Source organism: Arthrobacter pascens (assembly GCF_017052465.1).
GTDB classification, from domain to species: domain Bacteria; phylum Actinomycetota; class Actinomycetes; order Actinomycetales; family Micrococcaceae; genus Arthrobacter; species Arthrobacter pascens.
Window position 1 is genome coordinate 25790 of sequence record NZ_JAFHKT010000111.1, and the last position, 18898, is coordinate 44687.

16 protein-coding genes are annotated in these 18898 nt (G+C 66.2%); 11 read left to right on the forward strand and 5 right to left on the reverse strand.

What is annotated here, in order from left to right; all coding sequences use genetic code 11:
- Nucleotides 1-23: 23 nt before the first annotated feature.
- Nucleotides 24-920, forward strand: coding sequence for a glucose-1-phosphate thymidylyltransferase RfbA (rfbA, locus tag JYA52_RS03905; protein ID WP_205651895.1), 897 nt, complete (start codon nt 24-26; stop codon nt 918-920).
- A 151-nt stretch (nt 921-1071) separates the two neighbouring features.
- Here the strand turns inward: rfbA and JYA52_RS03910 are convergent, their stop codons facing one another.
- Nucleotides 1072-3351, reverse strand: a complete 2280-nt coding sequence (locus JYA52_RS03910) for a hypothetical protein (RefSeq protein ID WP_205651896.1) — start codon at nt 3349-3351, stop codon at nt 1072-1074.
- Here JYA52_RS03910 and JYA52_RS03915 point away from each other — a divergent pair.
- The 8 genes from JYA52_RS03915 to JYA52_RS03950 all read left to right on the forward strand — a co-directional run bounded on the left by JYA52_RS03915 (nt 3341) and on the right by JYA52_RS03950 (nt 13569).
- A complete protein-coding gene (locus JYA52_RS03915) occupies nt 3341-3559 on the forward strand; it encodes a hypothetical protein (RefSeq protein ID WP_205651897.1) in 219 nt (72 codons plus the stop codon). The two genes, JYA52_RS03910 and JYA52_RS03915, sit on opposite strands and share 11 nt — an antisense overlap.
- A 572-nt stretch (nt 3560-4131) precedes the next feature.
- Nucleotides 4132-5376: a glycosyltransferase family protein gene (locus JYA52_RS03920; RefSeq protein WP_205651898.1), complete on the forward strand. Its 1245-nt coding sequence runs from the start codon at nt 4132-4134 to the stop codon at nt 5374-5376.
- A complete protein-coding gene (locus JYA52_RS03925) occupies nt 5363-6616 on the forward strand; it encodes a glycosyltransferase family 4 protein (protein ID WP_205651899.1) in 1254 nt (417 codons plus the stop codon). The genes JYA52_RS03920 and JYA52_RS03925 overlap by 14 nt, the downstream gene beginning before the upstream one ends.
- Nucleotides 6616-7776, forward strand: a complete 1161-nt coding sequence (locus JYA52_RS03930; protein WP_205651900.1) for a glycosyltransferase family 4 protein — start codon at nt 6616-6618, stop codon at nt 7774-7776. The genes JYA52_RS03925 and JYA52_RS03930 overlap by 1 nt, the downstream gene beginning before the upstream one ends.
- A 74-nt stretch (nt 7777-7850) precedes the next feature.
- On the forward strand, nt 7851-9638 hold the full coding sequence (locus JYA52_RS03935; protein ID WP_307869304.1) for an ABC transporter ATP-binding protein: 1788 nt from the start codon (nt 7851-7853) through the stop codon (nt 9636-9638).
- Nucleotides 9635-10948 carry an aminoglycoside phosphotransferase family protein gene (locus JYA52_RS03940; protein WP_205651902.1) on the forward strand — a complete coding sequence of 438 codons (1314 nt, stop codon included), beginning with the start codon at nt 9635-9637 and terminating at the stop codon, nt 10946-10948. Before JYA52_RS03935 ends, JYA52_RS03940 begins: the two co-directional genes overlap by 4 nt.
- Complete coding sequence (locus JYA52_RS03945; protein ID WP_205651903.1) at nt 10945-12069, forward strand: aminoglycoside phosphotransferase/kinase family protein; 1125 nt, start codon at nt 10945-10947, stop codon at nt 12067-12069. Before JYA52_RS03940 ends, JYA52_RS03945 begins: the two co-directional genes overlap by 4 nt.
- 9 nt (nt 12070-12078) lie before the next feature.
- Nucleotides 12079-13569 carry a UDP-glucose dehydrogenase family protein gene (locus tag JYA52_RS03950; RefSeq protein WP_205651904.1) on the forward strand — a complete coding sequence of 497 codons (1491 nt, stop codon included), beginning with the start codon at nt 12079-12081 and terminating at the stop codon, nt 13567-13569.
- Here the strand turns inward: JYA52_RS03950 and JYA52_RS03955 are convergent.
- The 3 genes from JYA52_RS03955 to JYA52_RS03965 all read right to left on the reverse strand — a co-directional run bounded on the left by JYA52_RS03955 (nt 13538) and on the right by JYA52_RS03965 (nt 15768).
- Nucleotides 13538-14164 carry a glycosyltransferase gene (locus tag JYA52_RS03955; protein ID WP_307869305.1) on the reverse strand — a complete coding sequence of 209 codons (627 nt, stop codon included), beginning with the start codon at nt 14162-14164 and terminating at the stop codon, nt 13538-13540. The genes JYA52_RS03950 and JYA52_RS03955 overlap by 32 nt on opposite strands.
- Before the next feature lie 19 nt (nt 14165-14183).
- Nucleotides 14184-14798 carry a glycosyltransferase gene (locus JYA52_RS03960; RefSeq protein ID WP_205651906.1) on the reverse strand — a complete coding sequence of 205 codons (615 nt, stop codon included), beginning with the start codon at nt 14796-14798 and terminating at the stop codon, nt 14184-14186.
- Nucleotides 14799-14871: 73 nt separating this feature from the next.
- Nucleotides 14872-15768 (reverse strand): diacylglycerol/lipid kinase family protein, encoded by an 897-nt coding sequence (locus JYA52_RS03965; protein WP_205651924.1) that lies wholly within the window; start codon nt 15766-15768, stop codon nt 14872-14874.
- 446 nt (nt 15769-16214) lie between these two features.
- Here JYA52_RS03965 and JYA52_RS03970 point away from each other — a divergent pair, with 446 nt between their 5' ends.
- The gene (locus JYA52_RS03970; protein WP_205651907.1) at nt 16215-16781 is read left to right on the forward strand and encodes an iron transporter; all 567 of its coding nucleotides are present in this window, start codon (nt 16215-16217) and stop codon (nt 16779-16781) included.
- Nucleotides 16782-16978: 197 nt separating this feature from the next.
- Entirely contained in the window at nt 16979-17491 is a 513-nt protein-coding gene (locus tag JYA52_RS03975; protein ID WP_205651925.1) for a hypothetical protein, read from the forward strand.
- A gap of 196 nt (nt 17492-17687) precedes the next feature.
- Here the strand turns inward: JYA52_RS03975 and JYA52_RS03980 are convergent, their stop codons facing one another.
- Nucleotides 17688-18764: a hypothetical protein gene (locus tag JYA52_RS03980; RefSeq protein ID WP_240459930.1), complete on the reverse strand. Its 1077-nt coding sequence runs from the start codon at nt 18762-18764 to the stop codon at nt 17688-17690.
- Nucleotides 18765-18898: the final 134 nt, after the last annotated feature.

Genomic DNA, 18898 nt, shown 5'->3' on the forward strand with positions numbered 1-18898 from the left:
GAATGACCCGGAAACTTGGAATCATGCGCGGAATTATCCTCGCCGGGGGGACCGGTTCAAGACTTCATCCGATTACATTGGGCATCAGCAAGCAGCTGGTCCCGGTTTATGACAAACCAATGATTTACTACCCGTTGTCCACCCTGATGCTCGCCGGCATTCGCGACATCCTGATCATCACCACTCCGCACGATGCCGACCAATTCCAGCGGTTGCTCGGTGACGGCAGCCAGTTCGGCATCAACATCACTTACACCCAGCAGCCCTCTCCGGACGGACTTGCCCAGGCGTTCGTCCTCGGCGCAGAGCACATCGGCGACGGTCCTGTGGCCCTAGTTCTGGGCGACAACATATTCTACGGCCAGGGCATGGGCACGCAGCTCCGGCGCTTCTCCAACATTGATGGCGGCGCAGTCTTCGGCTACCGTGTTGCGGATCCCACCGCCTATGGCGTGGTCGAGTTCGACGCGACCGGCAGGGCGATCTCGCTGGAAGAAAAGCCCGAAAAGCCGAAAAGCCACTACGCGGTACCGGGTCTCTATTTTTACGACAACGATGTTGTCGAAATCGCGCGGAACCTCAAGCCCTCCCCGCGTGGTGAACTCGAGATCACGGACGTCAACCGCGAGTACCTCGAGCGCGGCAAACTCCAGGTCGAGATCCTCCCGCGCGGGACTGCATGGCTGGACACCGGTACCTTCGACTCTCTGAACGAAGCCTCAGAGTTCGTCCGTACTGTTCAAAAGCGGCAAGGACTCTCCATTGGCTGTCCCGAAGAAATTGCTTGGCGCCTGGGCTTCCTAAGCGACGACGAACTGCAGGAACGAGCTGAGCCGCTGGCCAAGAGCGGTTACGGGCGGTATCTGCTGGATCTAGTTGTCGAAGGTGCTGCAGAGCGCCTCGAGTTGTCCCTCCGGTAACCACAGCTTTTCAACGAAGTCAGGAGTCGCCCGCTGCTGACACGGTTCGTCACCGCTTGGGCGCTTGCTCAAGATTGTTCTAGCCCAAGACGCTGCCTAGGCTGGCGGCTGGCGGAGTGGCCACAACCTCTGCTGCCGGGCTAGGAACCACTCAGCGGTAGGACACCGGCAGGTCGGGGTCGAGGGCGGCGGAGTCGAGCGCCTCCACGGCGCCGAGGTCCGGCCCAGGGACAGCGCCGCCGCCCGGCTCCCCGTTCACCCGGGGGGCAATTTCCTGGCTCATATCGTTGACCGCCCGCCAGAACCTGGGGTCATGCCAGTAACCGGTGTGGCTCAGCACCGGAGGACGTGGCTGGCCGAACACGAACCTGTCGGTCGCAGGATCGGCCAGGCGCACGTCGATGTTCCGGACCTCCCAGCCGTCCGTCACAACAGGCCCGCCAATGTAGTCCGTGGCGTAGTAGACATTGCGCCACCGGACCTGGGCAGTTCCGCCTCTGCCCCGGGCCAGGTTCTGCAAGAGCTCATCGCTGAGCAGCGCGGGAAAGGCCCACCGGTACAGCTTTGCCAGAGGCGAACCCAGAGTTACCAGCCCGACGGCGGGGTCCTCCGGTGAGCGTTTAGACTCGCGTGCCAGCACGGCGGCTGCGAGCGCGCTCCCCTGGGAGTGGGCCACCAACACCACCGGACCCTCGAAATCATGCAACCACCAAATGCGGCGCGTCAGCTCCGGCACCGCCCGCTCGGTGTACGACGGCGGCGCGAACGGGTGGAAGGAACGCGGAAAGAAGGTCCCCACGTCAAACGCTGACATCAGCGCCTTCCGTACCTTCTCCCGCCGGAACATTGCCCTGACCACCGCCCCGTACAGCAAAGGCAACAGCACACTTACCGACGTCGTCAGCCCTATGACCCAGGGAGGAGGAACATAGACCCTGGTGATGAAGAGGGCCACGGCGACGGTGCCCCCCACAGCGATTCCGATCGTCAGCACGGCTGCAGCGGCGGGAGCCCACTTACCGATAAGGTGAGCCCGGGCCACGCCCCGCACCCATGCAGTTGGACGCGGGCTGCTGCTGCTTCTTGCAGCGTTCTGTGACTGAACGTTGTCAATTCTGTCTCCAGAAAAGTCCACTTCGAACGCAGAGACATCCCATGCGGCTCTGCGCTCTGCGGACGATCCCTCCCAGAATTCCTGATGGGCGAAACGCACTCCCGCCCGCCTGTCTTCCAACTCGTAGTCACCTTTCAACCGCTCCATGACTTTCCGAGCCGTTATTCTCGATCCGATGACCAGCGCGAGCAGGACGGTGATGCCGAAAAGCGCAAGCACAATGATCAGCGCGAGTGACAGCGCCGCGGTGACCTGAATGATGGGACCAGGGACCCACAAGATTGGACCCGAGCCGTCTCCTCCCTCTGGTGCCGCGCCGCCTCCTGAGAGCAGGGGCTCGACGTCGTGTGGCCCGTAGCCGTACCTGACCTCGCCCAGGCCCTGGATCACCAGCGCCATCAGTGACAGCAGCACGGCATTGGCAACAATGAGGGCCACAACATTCAAGACCAGGGGAGCCGCAAACGGGAACACTTTGAGTGAACCGTTTGCCTGTTTTCGCGCCGCCCTCAGGCGATGGGTTTCATGCTGCGTCTCCCTCCACGCTTTACGCCAACGGGCGCCCCAGGCATACACGAGGTGGGCGCCCAATAGGACCAGCAGAAACAGGACAAACATCCACGCCACGGTGACCGACGAGCCGAGCCCTGGCAGCACTCCCGCGGGCTGAGCCGAGACCCCTGTTCCACCCTGGGCAGCAGATCCGCTCGGGGCAGCCGTGAATCCGGGAAGCAGCCCTGCAGCAATGACTGCGAGCAGCAGGATGAGCCAGGAAACGATGAGTGCGGCCTTGGCACAGTCCTCGCGCACGTTGTCCCACCGGAGCATCAGGGACACAGCAATCAGCATGGCAACCGAGGCGGTGACGGCAAACAGGGCGCTCCCGGCAGCATCAGCACTGGAAAGGGGCCGGAACTCTGCGAGCTTGAACACGCCCCACCCCAGAAGCCCGGTGGTTACCGCCAGGAAGGCCGCGAGGTGCAGGTCCGACAGGTGCTGATGCCACCGGCGTCCCGACCAGAAGTCCACGTGCCGCAGCCCTCCCTTCTGCGCGGCCGCGCACATGCTGCTGGGAGCAGGCAAGGAGTCTTCCGGAGTCGGCGGTTCCACGCGCTCATAGCTGTTACGGGATCTGAGTGACAAAAAGTAAAAAAGAACGGCAATGGCAACGGGCCCGGAGATACCCACGGCGAGCCGCATACCCGGACGCTCGGGTGCCAGTGTGGCCAGCCACGGAATGAAACCCAGCCGGGCGCGGCAGGCGTCCAGCCCCAGGCATTGGTAGGCGATCACGTCAAAGCTAAGGATGGACACCATCACCGCGCTGCTGATCGTCAACGCCAACGCTGCCAGCCGGGCCAGCCACCGGAAAGACGGCGTGGTCGGCTCTGCGGATCCTTCATGCTCGCCGGATTTCACGGACCGGCGTGCCATCCATCCCGCCATATTTGCCAGCATCGACGGCAGCAAGGCCGTCCACAGGACACGAAGAGGTGAGTGTGATGTCAGCCCTCCCCATGAGTAAGCCTCGCGATGCCGTCCCCCATCGTCCGTTGTCCGGTAGAAACCCGCAATTTTGTCACCCGCCACCTTCTTCGGGTGCATATCGACGAGAATTTCTTCCGGTGGCGTTCCGCCCACCCCATGCACGCGTATTTCCGTCAGAATGCCGGAATTCTTCCGGGATTGCTGCGCTGAGTTGACGCTCTCATTCATCACTTACCCTTATTTGTCATCAGTGAACGGGGCCAAGTGCTGTGGCTTGTGAGGCAAATCTTCGACCTCAAAGATTGTCTTGTCCAGAGACTTAACGCTTCGCAGGAAAAGCAAACCACCCGACCATGTGAGCGCCGCGGCGGCCCAGAAGGTCCACAAGAGGGGAATGGGGGGCTGCCGCCCCCCATTCAAGGCTGGCCCACGCACAAGTTTTTCTGAACGGACTGCCTAAATACTTCGACTGAAGCAGCGGACAGGACGCTTTGCAGGCGCAAGTTTCTTGTTTTCGCGGCTATTTTTCACGGCGTCAGAGTCTCACTCTGTCCGCACAGTGAATCACTTTTCGGTTGGTAGATTTTCGGCAGGCTGCGGGGGCCAGAAATGAAACACTTAAGAATTGTCCTGTATTCGCATGATTCTCTCGGCTTGGGCCACGTGCGGCGAAACCTTTCACTGGCCAGCGCCCTGAGCCGCCGGCTTCCGGGTCTGACGGGGCGGCAGGTCACCGGCATCCTGGTGGCAGGGACTGCCCTCGCGCCGGGATTCCGAATCCCCGCCGGATGGGACTGGGTGATCCTGCCCGGAGTCATGAAGGGGCCCGGCGGGTATCAGCCCCGGGACCTGTCCGTTCCCATGCAGGACCTCGTGTCCCTGCGCGGACAGCTGCTGGATTCGCTGCTGCGGGGCTTCAACCCGGACCTGGTCATTGTTGACCGGCACCCGACGGGAATCCATCTGGAACTGGACGGAGCACTGCGCCGGCTCCGCGCCCGCAGTTCAGCCCGGGTGGTCCTGGGGCTGCGCGAAGTTCTCGACTCCCCCGAAGCGGCGATCGCCGAGTGGGACTGCATCGGCGGAGCCCGCCGGGTCCAGGAACTCTTTGACGCAGTCTGGATTTATGGAGACCGCCTGGTTCACGATCCTGTGGCAGCCGGTGAGATTCCGGCCGCGTTGCGGCGGATGGTCAGTTACACCGGCTACCTGGCCGCCGGCCGCCCTGAGGGTTCCGGAAAGCTGAGGATTACCGGCAGGTACGTCATGACCACCGTCGGCGGCGGAGCCGACGGCTACGCGCTGGCCCGGCTGGCCGCAGCCGCACCGCTGCCCGCCGGACTGCGGCACCTCATTGTCGCCGGACCCCAGATGCCCAAAGCACAACGGCATGATCTGAGGCGGCAGGAGCGTCCCGGCGTCGTCATTGTCAAGGCACTCGACGACATGCTGGCGCACCTGAGCAACGCTGACGCCGTCGTCTCCATGGGCGGGTACAACTCGGTCTGCGAGATCCTCAGCACGGCGGCTCCAGCCCTGATCGTTCCGCGGGACCACTCCCGCAGTGAGCAGAAGATCCGGGCCGCCTCACTCGCCGCCGCCGGATATTTGGAGCAGCACGACCTGGCCACACTGACGCCTGACGTGCTGGCAACCTGGATCGCCGGCCGGGCGGGCACCCGGGTGGACCGCCGATCCGCGCAACTCAACGGGCTGGCACGGGTGCCGGGACTCGCCGCAGACCTCTTGCAGGAACCCGGGCTCATTCCGCCGCTGCACGACGAAATCACAAGCGACCGGCTCAACAGGCTGGCGCAGAGCCTACGGAAAGGTGCGGCACATGCAGCCGTCTGAGCCGGTGACCGCCTACGTCCTGAAGGTGTATCCCCGCTTCTCCGAGACGTTCATTGTCTCGGAAATCCTGGCCCGGGAGGCCCGTGGGGAGCGGATTGAAATCTTTGCCCTCCGTCCCACCACCGACGCCAGGTTCCATCCCGAGCTGGCGCGCGTCAAGGCGCCCGTCACCTACCTTGGCCGGCCGCAGTCCAGCAGCGGGGTGTGGGAGAGCTTCCGGACAGCTGCCTCGGCAGGCCTTACCGACGACGTGGCGCGGGCCTTCGGCGAACTCGCCGCGGCCGACCCCGACGATGCCGTCCAGGCCATCAACCTGGCTACCGAACTGCAGCGTCGCAACGTCCGCCACCTGCACGCACACTTCGCCTCCGCAGCAACCGCCGTCACCCGGCTCGCCTCCCTGATCACCGGGATCCCCTACTCGTTCACGGCGCACGCAGCGGACATTTTCCGCGACACCGTCAGCCGGGAGGACCTGCGGGCAAAGCTGTCCGACGCCCACCACGTGGTCACCATCAGCGACTACAACCTGCGGTATCTGCGCCACCACTTTCCGCAGCAGGCCGACCGGCTCCGGCTGGTCCGGAACGGCCTGGAACTGGCCCGCTTCACCTACCGCGACCCCAGGCCGGTCGGCACCACGGTGCGGATGGCCGCCGTCGGACGGCTCGTGGAAAAGAAGGGGTTCCAGCACCTCCTGCCGGCGCTGGCCTCCCTCATCGGCTCGGGTGTCCGTGCCGACGTCCGCATCGCCGGCACCGGCACGATGGCCGAGGAACTGCAGTCCGCTCTCGACGGGCTCGGGCTCAGCCGCCATGTCCGGATGCTCGGCCCGCAGACCCAGGACCAGATCCACGAACTGCTTGACTGGGCCGACGTCTTCGTCGCACCGTGCGTGGTGGGTTCGGACGGCAACGCCGACGGCATCCCCACCGTGCTGCTCGAAGCAATGGCGACGGGCACGCCCTGCGTTTCCACCACCGTTACCGGGATACCCGAGGTCATCCGCGACGGCAGCACCGGTGTCCTCGTCGAACCCGGCAACCCCGCCGCGCTGGCCGCGGCGATCCGGCGGATCACCTTGCCCGGGGCGGACCGGACGCTGCTGGCCCGCAACGCCCGGGCCCTCATCGAGCAGGAGTACGACGCCGGGCGGCAGGCCACTGCCCTGCGTCGCCTCTCGCTCCAGACACTTCCGCAACGCCCCGATCGTCGCGAACATCCAGAGGCGGTGGCCTGATGCGTGTCGCCTACATCTGCGCGGACCCCGGAGTGCCTGTCTTTGGCACCAAGGGTTCCTCCGTCCACGTCCAGGAGATCGTTCGCGCCTGGCGCCGGGCCGGGGCCGAGGTTACGGTCTACTGCACCCGGCGGGGTACTGAGCGGCCTGCGGACCTGGCGGACCTGCCCGTCGTCGAGATCCGGCCGGAATCCGCGTCCGGGGCGGGGCGGGAAAAGGCCATCCGGGAAGCGGCCGCCGCGCTCGCCCATGCTGTTGTGCGGGACGGCTGCGACCTTGCCTATGAACGCTATTCGCTGTTCAGCGCCGCCCTTGCCACGGTCACTCAGGTCCTCCGGGTCCCGGCTGTGCTGGAGGTGAACGCGCCGCTGATCGAGGAGCAGCAGCAATACCGTGAGCTCCACGATGCCGGGCTGGCGAAAGGAATGCTGTGCACGAACGCCGCCGCGGCCACTGTCGTCGCGTGCGTCTCGGAGCCCGTCGTGCAGTGGGTGGAGCGCAGGGTTCCCGGGGCCAGGACCCTGCTGGCTCCCAACGGCGTCAACACCGAACGCGTCACGCCCCGCGTCGTCGGCCGGAAACGCTCCGGCCCCCTGACCGTAGCTTTCGTGGGAACACTCAAGCCCTGGCACGGCGTCGGTTATCTGCTCGAAGCCGTGGCCCTGGCCAATGCCGGCACCGCCCGCCACACCTGGTCGGCGACGATCATAGGCGACGGACCATGCCGCCAGGATCTCGAGCGGCAGGCCGCGGAGCTCGGCGTGGAGGCAGAGTTCACCGGGGCAGTACCTCCGGCCGCCGTGCCGGGTTTGCTGCATGCGTGCGACGCCGCCGCCGCGCCATACCCGCAGCCCGTGCCCGGCCGGGATGACTACTTTTCGCCGCTGAAGGTTTACGAGTACCTGGCCGCGGGCATGCCGGTGATCGCCTCGGAGGTCGGGCAGATTCCCGCCATCCTGCAGCACGGGCACACCGGGATCCTGGTCCCGCCGTCCGATCCCGCTGCACTCGCGGCTGCGCTGGCAAGGCTGGCGTCCAGCGAGGAGCTGCAGGCCCGCCTCGGCGCCCAGGCGAGGGCCGCCGCCGTCGCGCTTTACAGCTGGGACAGCGTACTGGCAACCATCCACCAAGCACTGATGAATGACATGAGGGTGGCCTGACAATGAACCTAAAAGCACAGAAAAAGCGCCCGGCCCGCGGCACAGAATCGGGGCTGCGCCGCACACTGCGGTGTGTGCGTCCGCACCTTCGGGGCCACCGGCTGTTGATGTCGGGCGGCTTCTCCGCGCTCGCATTCGATGTGGTCTTCCGCTTGGTGGAGCCGTGGCCGGTGAAGCTGGTGGTCGACGCCGTCTCCCGTGCCCTGGGCGCGACCCTGCACAAGCCCGGTCCCGCCATGGAGGCCAGCCTGCAGGCACTCGTGCTGTGCGGCGCAGCCGTGGTGGCCATCGCGTTGGGCCGGGCGGTGGCCAATTACTGGTCCGCAGTCTGCTTCGCCCTCGTCGGGTCCCGGATGGCCGCGGACCTGCGGGCCCGCACCTTCCGCCACGTCCAGAGCCTGTCCATGCGCCACCACACCCGTGCCTCCACCGGCGACACCGTCCAACGCTTGGTGGGCGATGTCTCCCGCCTGCAGGAAGTCGCAGTCACCGCTGGGCTGCCGCTGCTGGGCAACATGGTCACCCTGGTCCTGATGACCGGCATCCTGCTTTGGCTCGACCCGTTGCTCGCCCTGGTCGTGTTCCTCGCCGGAGGAGTGTTCGTGCTGCTCTCCCGCGCCAGCTCCGGCCAGATCACCGCCGCGGCAGGCAACTCCCGCAAAGGCGAAGGACAACTCGCCACCACCGCCGCCCAAACACTCGGCGCCATCCGCGAAGTCCAGGCCTACGGCCTCGAGGACACCATCAGTTCCGGCTTCCGCAAGAGCAACCAGGCCGCACTTGGCACCGGCGTCGCTGCGCTGCGGCTGGCGGCCGGACTCGAACGGCGCACCGATGTGCTGATCGGCGTTGCCACCGCGGTTGTCCTGGCCGGAGGCGGCTGGCGCGTACTGGAGCACGCCATTACCCCCGGCGACCTCGTGGTGTTCCTGATGTACCTCAAGACCGGCATGAAACCGCTCAAAGACCTCGCCAAGCAGACCGGCCGGATCGCCCGAGCCACTGCCTCCGGCGAACGGGTAGCCGACCTGCTCGAAGCCCAGACCGACCTGCCCGAGGCCGCCCACGCGCGGCACCTGAACAGAAGCCGCCCGGACATCGTCCTGGACAACGTCTCCGCCGGCCACGGCGAAGGGACCGTGCTGCACGGCATCGACCTCACCATCCCCGCCGGAGAACATCTGGCTATCCTAGGTCCCTCCGGCGCGGGAAAATCCACCCTCGCCAGCCTGATCCTGCGCATGATCGATCCGAGCAGCGGGTCCGTCCGGATAGGCGGGGACGACCTCCGCGACCTCACTATCGCCTCCGTCCGCTCCCACGTGTCCATCCTCCTCCAGGACTCCGTACTCTTCGGCACGTCAGTCCGGGACAACATCCGCTTTGGCCGGCTGGATGCCACTGATCACGACATCGAGGAGGCCGCCACTCTGGCGCAGGCCGACGGGTTCATCCGTGCCCTGCCGGACGGATACGACACCGTCCTGGGCGAAGCTGCCAAGGACCTCTCCGGTGGCCAGCGTCAACGCCTCGCGATAGCCCGAGCCATTCTCCGGCGGGCGCCGATCATCATCCTCGACGAGGCCACTGCCGGGCTGGACCCCGTTTCACGGAACTCCGTCCTGCAGGCCCTCGCCGCCCTGACCCGGGACCGGACCTCCATCACCATCACCCACGACGCCCACTCCGCCCGCTCCTGTGACCGGATCATCTGGCTGGAACACGGACGCATCTTGGAAGCAGGGCGCCCAGAGGAACTGCTCAGGGACCCCGTGTCCAGGTTCGCCCGCTGGATTGAGGACCAAGATCCCGCCCAGTACGGAGGCGAAAAGACAGATGACGTCACGGTGAATGTGCCATGAGTGTCCTGTCGCCCGCCGCTACCCACGCTGACCGGTCTCTCGCCCACCGCGACGCCGCGCTGCCGGGCCTTCCCTGGCTCCTGGACAATACCCGGCTGTCCGAACTCCTCGGCGAAACCGTCCGCGTCACCCGCGTCCGTTACAAGCCAGGACACTCTCTGCTCGTGGCCTTCCGCCGCCTGCGCAACGGCACGTTCGACTATGGCTGGGCGTACACGATGACCGCCCCGGCGGAGAAACTGCTCCGCCGCGAAAGCACCTCGCGGTCCCGCGGCGGCAACATGCGCATCCTCCGGATCCAACACAGCCGGGACGAAGTGCTGGTGGCGGTAGGTGAAATAGGGGACGACTGGGCGCTCCGCAGGAACCTCAAGTGGCTGCGCCAGAGCGGCGCCGAACAGCTGGGGCTGCACGCCGGGGCGCGTACCGCCCTGCCCGGCGGCAGCGCCGTGCTGCGCTACAAGCCGGAACGGCGCCTGGTCCTTCTCGCCCGCAACGCGAGCGCCGACGTCGTAATCAAGACCGCGGCCGAGCGCGCCACTCCCGGACAGCAGGCCGCGTTCCTGGACCGGCTCCGCCACCACGGCGTCCCCATCCTTCCCCAACTCGCCAACGCCGAATGCCTCGCCCACGGCGTCAGCGCCAGCACCGCCTGGGGCACCGGCGACCTGAGTGCCTCCAAGGGCCACACCGACGCGCTCGCCTACAAGGCCGGTCAGGCCCTCGCCGCACTGCACCGCTTCCCCGCCGCCGATGCTGCCGGCACTGCCCCTACCGGTTTCCCTGAAGCTGCCGGCAACTGGCTCCAAGACCACACCGCGCAGCTGAAGGCCACCCGCACCATGGTTTCCGCGCTGCTCCCGGAACAGGAACCTCTCGCCCGGCAGCTCGAAAGCAGGCTCGCCAGCCTGCTGCTTGAACGTCCCCGGACAGCGCCGGTCCTGGTGCACGGTGACTTCTCCGCGGACCAAGTACTTGTGGGGGATTCGGAGGTGCGCCTCATCGACTTCGATCGGGCGCGAACTGGAATGGCCGAGGCCGACCTCGGATCGTTCGCCGCCGCGGAAGAGGCCGGGCTGTCCTCACACTCCGGTTCTCGGGCCCGCGGAGCACCCGCTGGTGGGCCCAAGACGGCCCTCCTCGCCGATGGCTACCTCGACGCCGGCGGAAGGCTTATCCAGTCCGAAGTGGACGTGTGGGCAGCTTTCCGGCTCTTCAATAGCAGTGTCGACACCTTCCGCGACCGGGCCCCGGAATGGGCCGCTGACATGTCCTGGCACTTGAGCCGGGCAAAGGAGTTGATCCCATGACCTGGCATCCGCCCGTCCCCCACCAGGTAAGCGACACGGCCGGAACGGTGTGGTCGGTGCAGCGCGCCTGGCCCGACGCTTCAGCGGGCACATACACCCTGGAAGTCCGCTCACCACTCCAGCCGGGCGTGCAGGCGGGGTTCTTTAGCAAGGGCAGGTTCGAAGCCGTTACCGTGAATGACCGCCGGCTTCCCGCACTCGCCGCAGAGTCAGCCAAGGGCGAGCTTGTGGTCCACCGCGCCCATAAACGGGCCGTCCTGCGCACGCCCGACGCCTACATCAAAGTGTTCCGGTCCGGCCGGGCATCCGCCGCTGCCGCCAGTCACAGGACCACCGCGGCCGCCCTGACCGAAGGCGGCTTCGACACGCCGCACGTGATCAGCGCCGCTCCCGATGTCCTGGCCTTCAGTCCTTTGGCAGGCCGGTCCTTCTACGAGCTCGGCCAGGACCAGACCGGAATCACGGACGCCGCGTTTGCCTCCATGTGGGCGGGATGGTCACGAGCCTGGATCAAAACCCTCGCTTCCGCCTGCCGCCCACAGCTGGACAACAGCCTGGGGCAGCTACCGCTCCGGGATGCCGGAAAAGAGGCATCGAGCCTGCGGCGCTGGGTCGATCACTGGCTCCGGCACAGCGAAGGCGTTCCGGAAGCCGCTCCTGCCCGCGCCACGCTCCTCGCCCAAGCCCGGGCGGTCACGGACTCCCTGCTCAGCTCTCCCCCGGATCCCTTGGGCTGGGCCCACGGCGATCTGCACGACAAGCAGCTGCTGGGGGGACAGGAGTCCTCCGCTGCATCCGGTAGCCGTGGAAACCCGGGCCTGCTGGATTTTGACGAGTCCTGCAGGGCCGAGGCCGCCCTGGACCTGGCCAACCTCGACGTGCACCTGGAACTGAGGTGGCGCCAACATCTGCTCACGGCCCGCAGATACGCCGTCGCCCACGCGGCGGTCATGTCCGCGGCCGAACACCTGCATGTAAGCCCTCACCGTTTCGCCGCCTACGCTGCCTCCACCCGCCTCCGCCTCGCGTGCCTCTACTCCTTCCGCCCGCCATGGGGGCCCCACGCCGCCAGCTACCTCATTTCCCTGGCCGGCCCTGTCCTGCCCAGCCCAACCCGATAGGAGCCTGACATGAACATTCCGTCAACCGCGGCCATGGCCGCACCATCAGCCCCGGCAGGATCAGGAGCCGCCGAAAGCCTTTCCCTGTCCGTGATCGGGACCGGTTACCTCGGGGCCACGCACGCGGTCTGCATGGCGATGCTGGGCCACCGAGTGGTGGGCATCGACGTCGACGGCGAGAAGATCCGCTCCCTCGCCACCGGGCAGCTGCCGTTCTACGAACCAGGACTGAACAAACTGCTTCGCCGGATGCTCGACACCGGCCGGCTGAGCTTTACCACCGACTACTCGGCCGCCAGCGGCGCCGACATCCACTTCCTCTGTGTCGGCACCCCGCAGGAACCCGACTCACCGGCCGCGGACCTGCGCTATCTCAATGCCGCCCTGGCCCTGCTGGCCCCGCACCTTCACAGTGACTGCCTCGTCGTTGGAAAGTCCACGGTTCCGGTCGGCACCGCCCAAGGCCTCACCGCATACCTGCACCGCAATGCCCCGGCCGGCACCCACGCCGAACTCGCGTGGAACCCCGAATTCCTGCGGGAAGGCCACGCCGTCGAGGACACCCTGCACCCGGACCGGCTGGTCTTCGGCGCCGCCACCGAACGCGCCCGGACGCTCCTCGCCGCCTGCTATGCGCCGATCATCGCGGACGGCGTGCCGGTGGTGGTGACCGACCTCGCGACCTCCGAACTCGTTAAGTCCGCCGCTAACTCCTACCTCGCCACCAAGATTTCCTACATCAACGCCATGGCCGAGATCTGCGAAGCCACCGGCGCCGACGTCAACCAACTCGCCGCAGCCCTCTCCTATGACAACCGCATCGGCGGCCGCTTCCTCAAACCCGGCCTCGGCTTCGGCGGCGGCTGCCTACCCAAGGACATCCGCGCCTTCACGCACCGTGCCAAGGAACTGGGCGTCGGGCAGGCCGTCGGCTTCCTCCAGGAAGTCGACGCCATCAACCAGCGCCGCCGCCAGCGCACGGTGGACCTCATCACCGAAATGGCCTGCGGCGACCTCACCGGCGTCCACGTCGCCGTCCTCGGAGCCGCGTTCAAACCCGACTCCGACGACATCCGCGACGCTCCCGCCCTCGACGTCGCCCGCATGCTCCACCAGGCTGGAGCCAAAGTCACCGTGTACGACCCCAAAGCCATGGACAACGCCCGCCGCAGCTATCCCGAGCTCACCTACGCCGGAACCCTCGAAGCCGCCGTATCCGGAGCCGAAATCGTTGCTCTCCTCACCGAATGGGACCTCTTCCGCCGCGCCGACCCCACCACACTCGGGGCCCTGGTCCGGCTGCGCAACATTGTCGACGGCCGGCACGCACTCGATGCCGAGGCTTACCGCGCCGCCGGTTGGGACTACCGCGCTCTCGGCACCCCCAACCAGCTCCCCACGCCAGTACCAGGACAAGTCTTCACACAGCGAGGGCCAGCATGGAGTATCCGTTGCGGTACAGACGCGCCTAGCGCAGAACTGCTTCCAGCTCATCGATGAGCCCGTCCACACCAGGGGAAGCGGCAATCGCCGCCCCGATGTGCTGGCTCGCGGCCCGGTAGCGGCCGTCGCTGAGGACTTTTTGCACGGCGTCGCGGATGGCCTCCGGCTTCGGCCGGCCCGTCTTGAGGTTGATGCCCGCGCCGGCCCATGCCACCCGCGCTGCACCCTCCGGCTTGTCCTCGGTATCCCCGGCAACCATAATGGGCACGCCGTTTTCCATCGCGTAATGCAGGCCGCCGTAACCGCCGTTCGTGACGTAGACGGCCACCTTCGGCAGGAGCTCCGCATCCGGGAGGAATTCCGCGGCGCGGGCATTGGCCGGGAGCGGAGGAAGCGCGGCCAACGGGCGGCGGCCGCTGCTGACCACCACGGTGACGTCCTCGTCGGCAAGCCCCTCGAGCGTGGGTCCCACCAGGGCAGTGAAGTCCTCATTCGAGACGGTTCCCTGCGTCACGTACACCACCGGCCGCGCGCCGTCCAGGTCCTCCCACCAGTCCGGCTTCGCGCCTCCCGAAACCCCGTGCCGGGCCATCGGCCCGAAAAAGCGCAGGTTGTCCGGCGCATCCGAACGCGGATACTCAAACTCCTCCACCGTGAACTGGGCGAAGAGGTCAGCCTTTGCGTGCCCAGTCGAGGAAGAACGAACCGTCGGGCTCCACTCCCCCGAGCTCGCGCATCTTCTCATTCACCTGCCGCTGCGTGTCCTTGAGCGCCACGTTGGCCACGAACCAGTTGAGGGCCCTGTTCCGCAGCCGCGACAGCGGCCCCTTGCCCGGATTCAGCCCCATCCCGAAGGGTGCGCAGTCCCGGCTGGAGAGGGTCAGCGGCAGGATTCCGCAGGCTATCACCGGTGGCCGGCTCTCCCGGGGCTGCCGGGAAAGGATGGACGCCGCCATGAAGCTTATCTCCGCCAGCACGGCGTCCGTCGGCTCGGCCGCGACCGCGGCCATCAGCGGCTCGTACTGGCCCCGGGCTGGGTCGACGACCAGCAGCCGCACACCGTCGCGGATTGCCTGCATGCCCGTGGCGTCAGTGGACTTCGGCGGCTCGTCCGCCCCTGGCCCGAGCGGCAGGAACTCGGCGCCGGCAGACCGGACGGCCTCTGCGTACTTTGGTCCGGTCAGGAACCGGACCCGGTGCCCGCGGGCGATCAGCCGCCGCGCCACCCCCAGCATCGGTGAAACGTGGCCGTCATGGGGAGCGCTGCACACGATGATGGAAGCCATGGCTGGAGCCTATGCCCCTGCGGGGAGTTGGAAAATAGAGCGCGGGCTTCTATTTCAGGCGGCCCGCCCGGCGTCAGATAATGGCAAGTGCGCCCTTTGCGCTTTCCACCAGGACTTGGGTGGCCGCGGGGAGATGCCTGACTTCGCCGTCAATCTGGCAGGGGACAGCGTTCCGCGTGGTAAAGGCGTAACTGCTGACACTGGGTTGATTCCCGAGCCCCAGCGTCACGGCCCGAAGGGTCATTAGCGCCATCTTCCAGCGCCCGGAGTGGGGAAGGGTCACTACCTCGAACAGACCGTCGTCGGGATCGTCTGACTCGCTGACCGTCCCATACTTGGCCATTCGCGAAATGTTGGCCAGGATCAGGCTGTCGAACGTAGCGGTGGCTCCGTCTGCCCGAACGAGCTCGAACGGCCTCAAATGAGAGAGCGTCCGAGCGACGGACACGAGTTCGAGGAACTTTCCCTTTCCGCCCTGCTCGATGCCGATGGCCATCAGCGGCGTAAGCCCGAACCCCACATAGGAGTGGGCGTATTGGACTTGCCCCCAATGCGCCCCGCCAAACGTTATGCGCAACAGGTCGATACGATGGACCCGCCCTTCGCGGATCGCCTCCATCAACGGTCTTGCCGGCATGCTCCTGTGATGATCATTGGCGTTGCCTGCTGGAAGCACAGTGCACACCGCACTGCTGGCGGGAACGTCCATCACCCCGTTGACCACCTCGTTGTACCCGCCGTCGCCGCTGACAGAGACTATCAGCGGGGACCCTACCGCGGCCACGGACCGCGCAAGATCTCGGGCGTGCCCCGCATACTCCGTCGGCAGCAGGTCAACCTGCCAATCCGACAGTTCGGCGGCCAGATCCCGCTGTAGATCGCGGATCCGGTCGGCCATACCGGCCTTGGTCGGATTGAAGATCAGTGCCACCCGATCAAAGAGGGCGGCACCTGCCTCGAAACCGGCCATGGCACGTCCTTCCAAGTCCTGTTGCGGGACACCGCTCTCCGCTCCCACGGTTACCTCCAGCGTAGTTCCCGAGGGCCTCGCACCGTCAACCAGCCAGCCAATCGCACCCATGTCCGCCCGGGTCAGGGCCGGGTAGTTGAAGATCGAGGAGTAGCAGGCCTTGCCGGCGGGAGGCCCTCGCTGCGGGTCCACCTCCACAAGACCAGCCGCGTCTCGCGTGTCAGGTTCACCCGCGTAACGTGCGCGCAATTAGCGCACGAAACATTTGCATAATTAGCGATACTGGGTAATCTTCTCAGTTAGGTGAGCCTTACCTCGCTCTCACGAGCCAAGGTGCACTGCGGGGGCGGCGGTGCCCTAAGGTGCGCGCCAGCGCAGTCGCCGCCATCCCCTGGGCTCCCCGCAACACCGCACCTCCTCTCCCCAACAGTTACTAAGGATTTACGATGCTTCGTGCCACCCTGACCGTCCTGTCCGTCCCGCTTGTCCTCGCTGCACTCACTGGATGTGGCGCCCAGGCCGCCACAAAGGACGATGGTTTCGCCGTCCCGGCCGGCGTTCAGGAGCAGTACCAGGTGCTCGCCGATGAGATCGCCGAAAAGGGCAAAACAGTCGAGTCCGGAGAATGGACCGTCAACCTGATCACCGAGGCTGCCGAACCATGGTTCGACAAGCACGGCGCACATTTCCGCGCACCGAAGGCTGGCGAGACCCATCACATCGAGATCATTCCGACCGAAACCTCGACCGGCCGGATCGTCCCCAACGTGCCGATCACACTGGAAGTGGTCGACGCAAAGGACAAAGTCGTGCAGAAGCTGGACCTGAACTTCTACTACTCGACCTTCTACCACTACGCCAACAACTTCACCGTGCCCGAGGCCGGGACCTACACACTGCGCGCCACCCTCGGCGTCCCGACGTTCAACCGCCACGGCGAGGAGTCCGACACACCCGCCCTGGCCAAGGGCACGACTGTCGAGTTCAAAGACGTCGAGCTGACCAAGGAGTGAAGGCCTAACGTCCGTCGAGGATCAAGGATCATGATGACTTCATCCACACCATCGCCGCTTTTCAGGGTTCAGCCCGCTGACGGGTTCCCGCGATGATGGGCATGGCACCGGTCCGGACCGGCCCACCCCAGCCACAGCCGGCAAGCCTGCCTGCATCACTGACGCGGCGCCAAAAGCAACGGTTGGTCGTGCTTGGAATGCTGTGCACGGCTGGATGGCTGGCTTCGGTGCTCGTCGGGCATTATGTGGACTGCGGACCTGAACTCCACCGGATCGGGCTTGCCGTTCATATCCTGGCTCTGGTGCTGTCCTTTGGCACCATCCTCGTGGTCGACTGGCTGGGATTGCTGTGGCTGTTTGGCAAGGTGGAGATGCACGCGTCCGGGAAGCTTGAGGCCGCTGCGAAGCCGCTGATCTGGGGCGGCCTGGCCCTGCTGCTGATCTCCGGTGCCCTCATCGATCCCGATCTAACCAGCCTGGTCACAGTGGTCAAACTCGTTTGCGTCCTGGTACTGATGCTGAACGGCCTCAGCATCGCGCCGGCCATGCACCTGCTGCTGGCGCTTCCGCCCAGCACACGCTTCACCGAGCTGACCCGCAGACTGCGCCTTCGGCTCATGATTGCACTCACCGTCTCCCAGACCTGCTGGTGGACCGCCGTGCTCATCGGCCTCATTAACAGCACGCTGCGTCGTTGGACGGGTGCTTGAGCGGCGCCGGATGAAAAGGCCGCCGGGTGTGGCATTGATGGGGGGAGCGCCGCCACACCCGGCGTACTGGTCGAAGCAGTTTCGGGTTCAACTCCCCCGACCAGATACCGACAGCCTGACTCAATCACCTTGCGGAAACCCGACAAACCCTATGAAGCTGAGTCCGCGCGCTCCGTGCGACCAGAGCTGCTGCCGGTTACGGGGTCAGCGGGGCGGTAAGTCCATCCGTCGAGGTCCGCGGTGCCAGTCGGCTGCCATCGGCTACGGGGAAGGGGAAGCCAAGAACCTCGAGCCGGCCGCGGACCTGGTTCTCGGCCTGGCAGTCCTGCACGCAGTCGGTCGGCGAGTTGGCGACTTCCACGGCATCCTCACCGGTGACCATGCCCATTCGGCCGCCGCTGGCCACATCCCAGATGGACATGCCGCCGCAGTGGTCTCGGGTCTCCGGGAGGCCCAGGCTGTTGGCGAAGTCCGGGCCGCAGGCAGGCTGCGGGACACGTTCGGCCACCTGGGCGCTGTCGCGGACGGCAAACTCGGCCGAGACGCTGTTGCCGATGTTCACCCGCGGCCGAACCTGCACGCAGAACTGGCTCGGCGGCCCGGTCTGCTCGCTGGTACAGGCGGAGCCGACAAAATCACCCAGCCGGGCGCGGAAGTTGCGGTTGTCGAAGTAGAAGGCTTCGGCGGCGAGTCGGTGCACAATCCGGGTCCGGGTCTCGTCGCCGCGTTCGGGTTCCATCTGGAACAGCCCGCCCTGGGCGCAGTCCTTGGCCTGGATCTTCATGGCCAGCCCGCCGGTGCCCGTCCGGAACAGCGTCATTTCCTCGTCCTTGACCTCCAGCGTGATGCTGCTGGTCAGCGCGAGCCCGCGGTGGTCCGGGATCTTGCTGGCATAGACAGGCGTCGCCCGGCCTCCGGTGATGTCCAGTTCGTTGGCGGCCCCGGTGAAGCCGTAGTTGTAAATCGCGAAGTTCGCCGGGTCCACCTCGAACCTGACGTACTTGCCTTGGACCAGGAACCGGCTGCCCGGGGCAGCAACTGTGCCGTCGAACTCGCCGGCCTGCCCCAAAACCTGGAATCCGCCACCCACACAGCCCTTCGATGACGCCGCCTGGGCCGGGGCCGTGACCGTCAGGAATCCAGCGGCCAGCCCTGCCGCGGCGACGGCCGCGGCAGCCGCCCGGGCCGCCGGCTTTGGTAATCGGCCTGACCGCGCCCGGGGCGTGGTGTGCCTGGGTGTGGTGTGCTGTGTGAATCGATCGTTGAAAGTCATCTCGCTTGCTCCGTTCCTGAAAACGCGCAAGCAACAAACCGGTCCGGCCAGCACCTGCGCTGAAAACAGGTCAACGGCGGCCGCGACGCCGGAAACCGATAACGTTTCGGATCCTACGCCGGCAGACACATCAT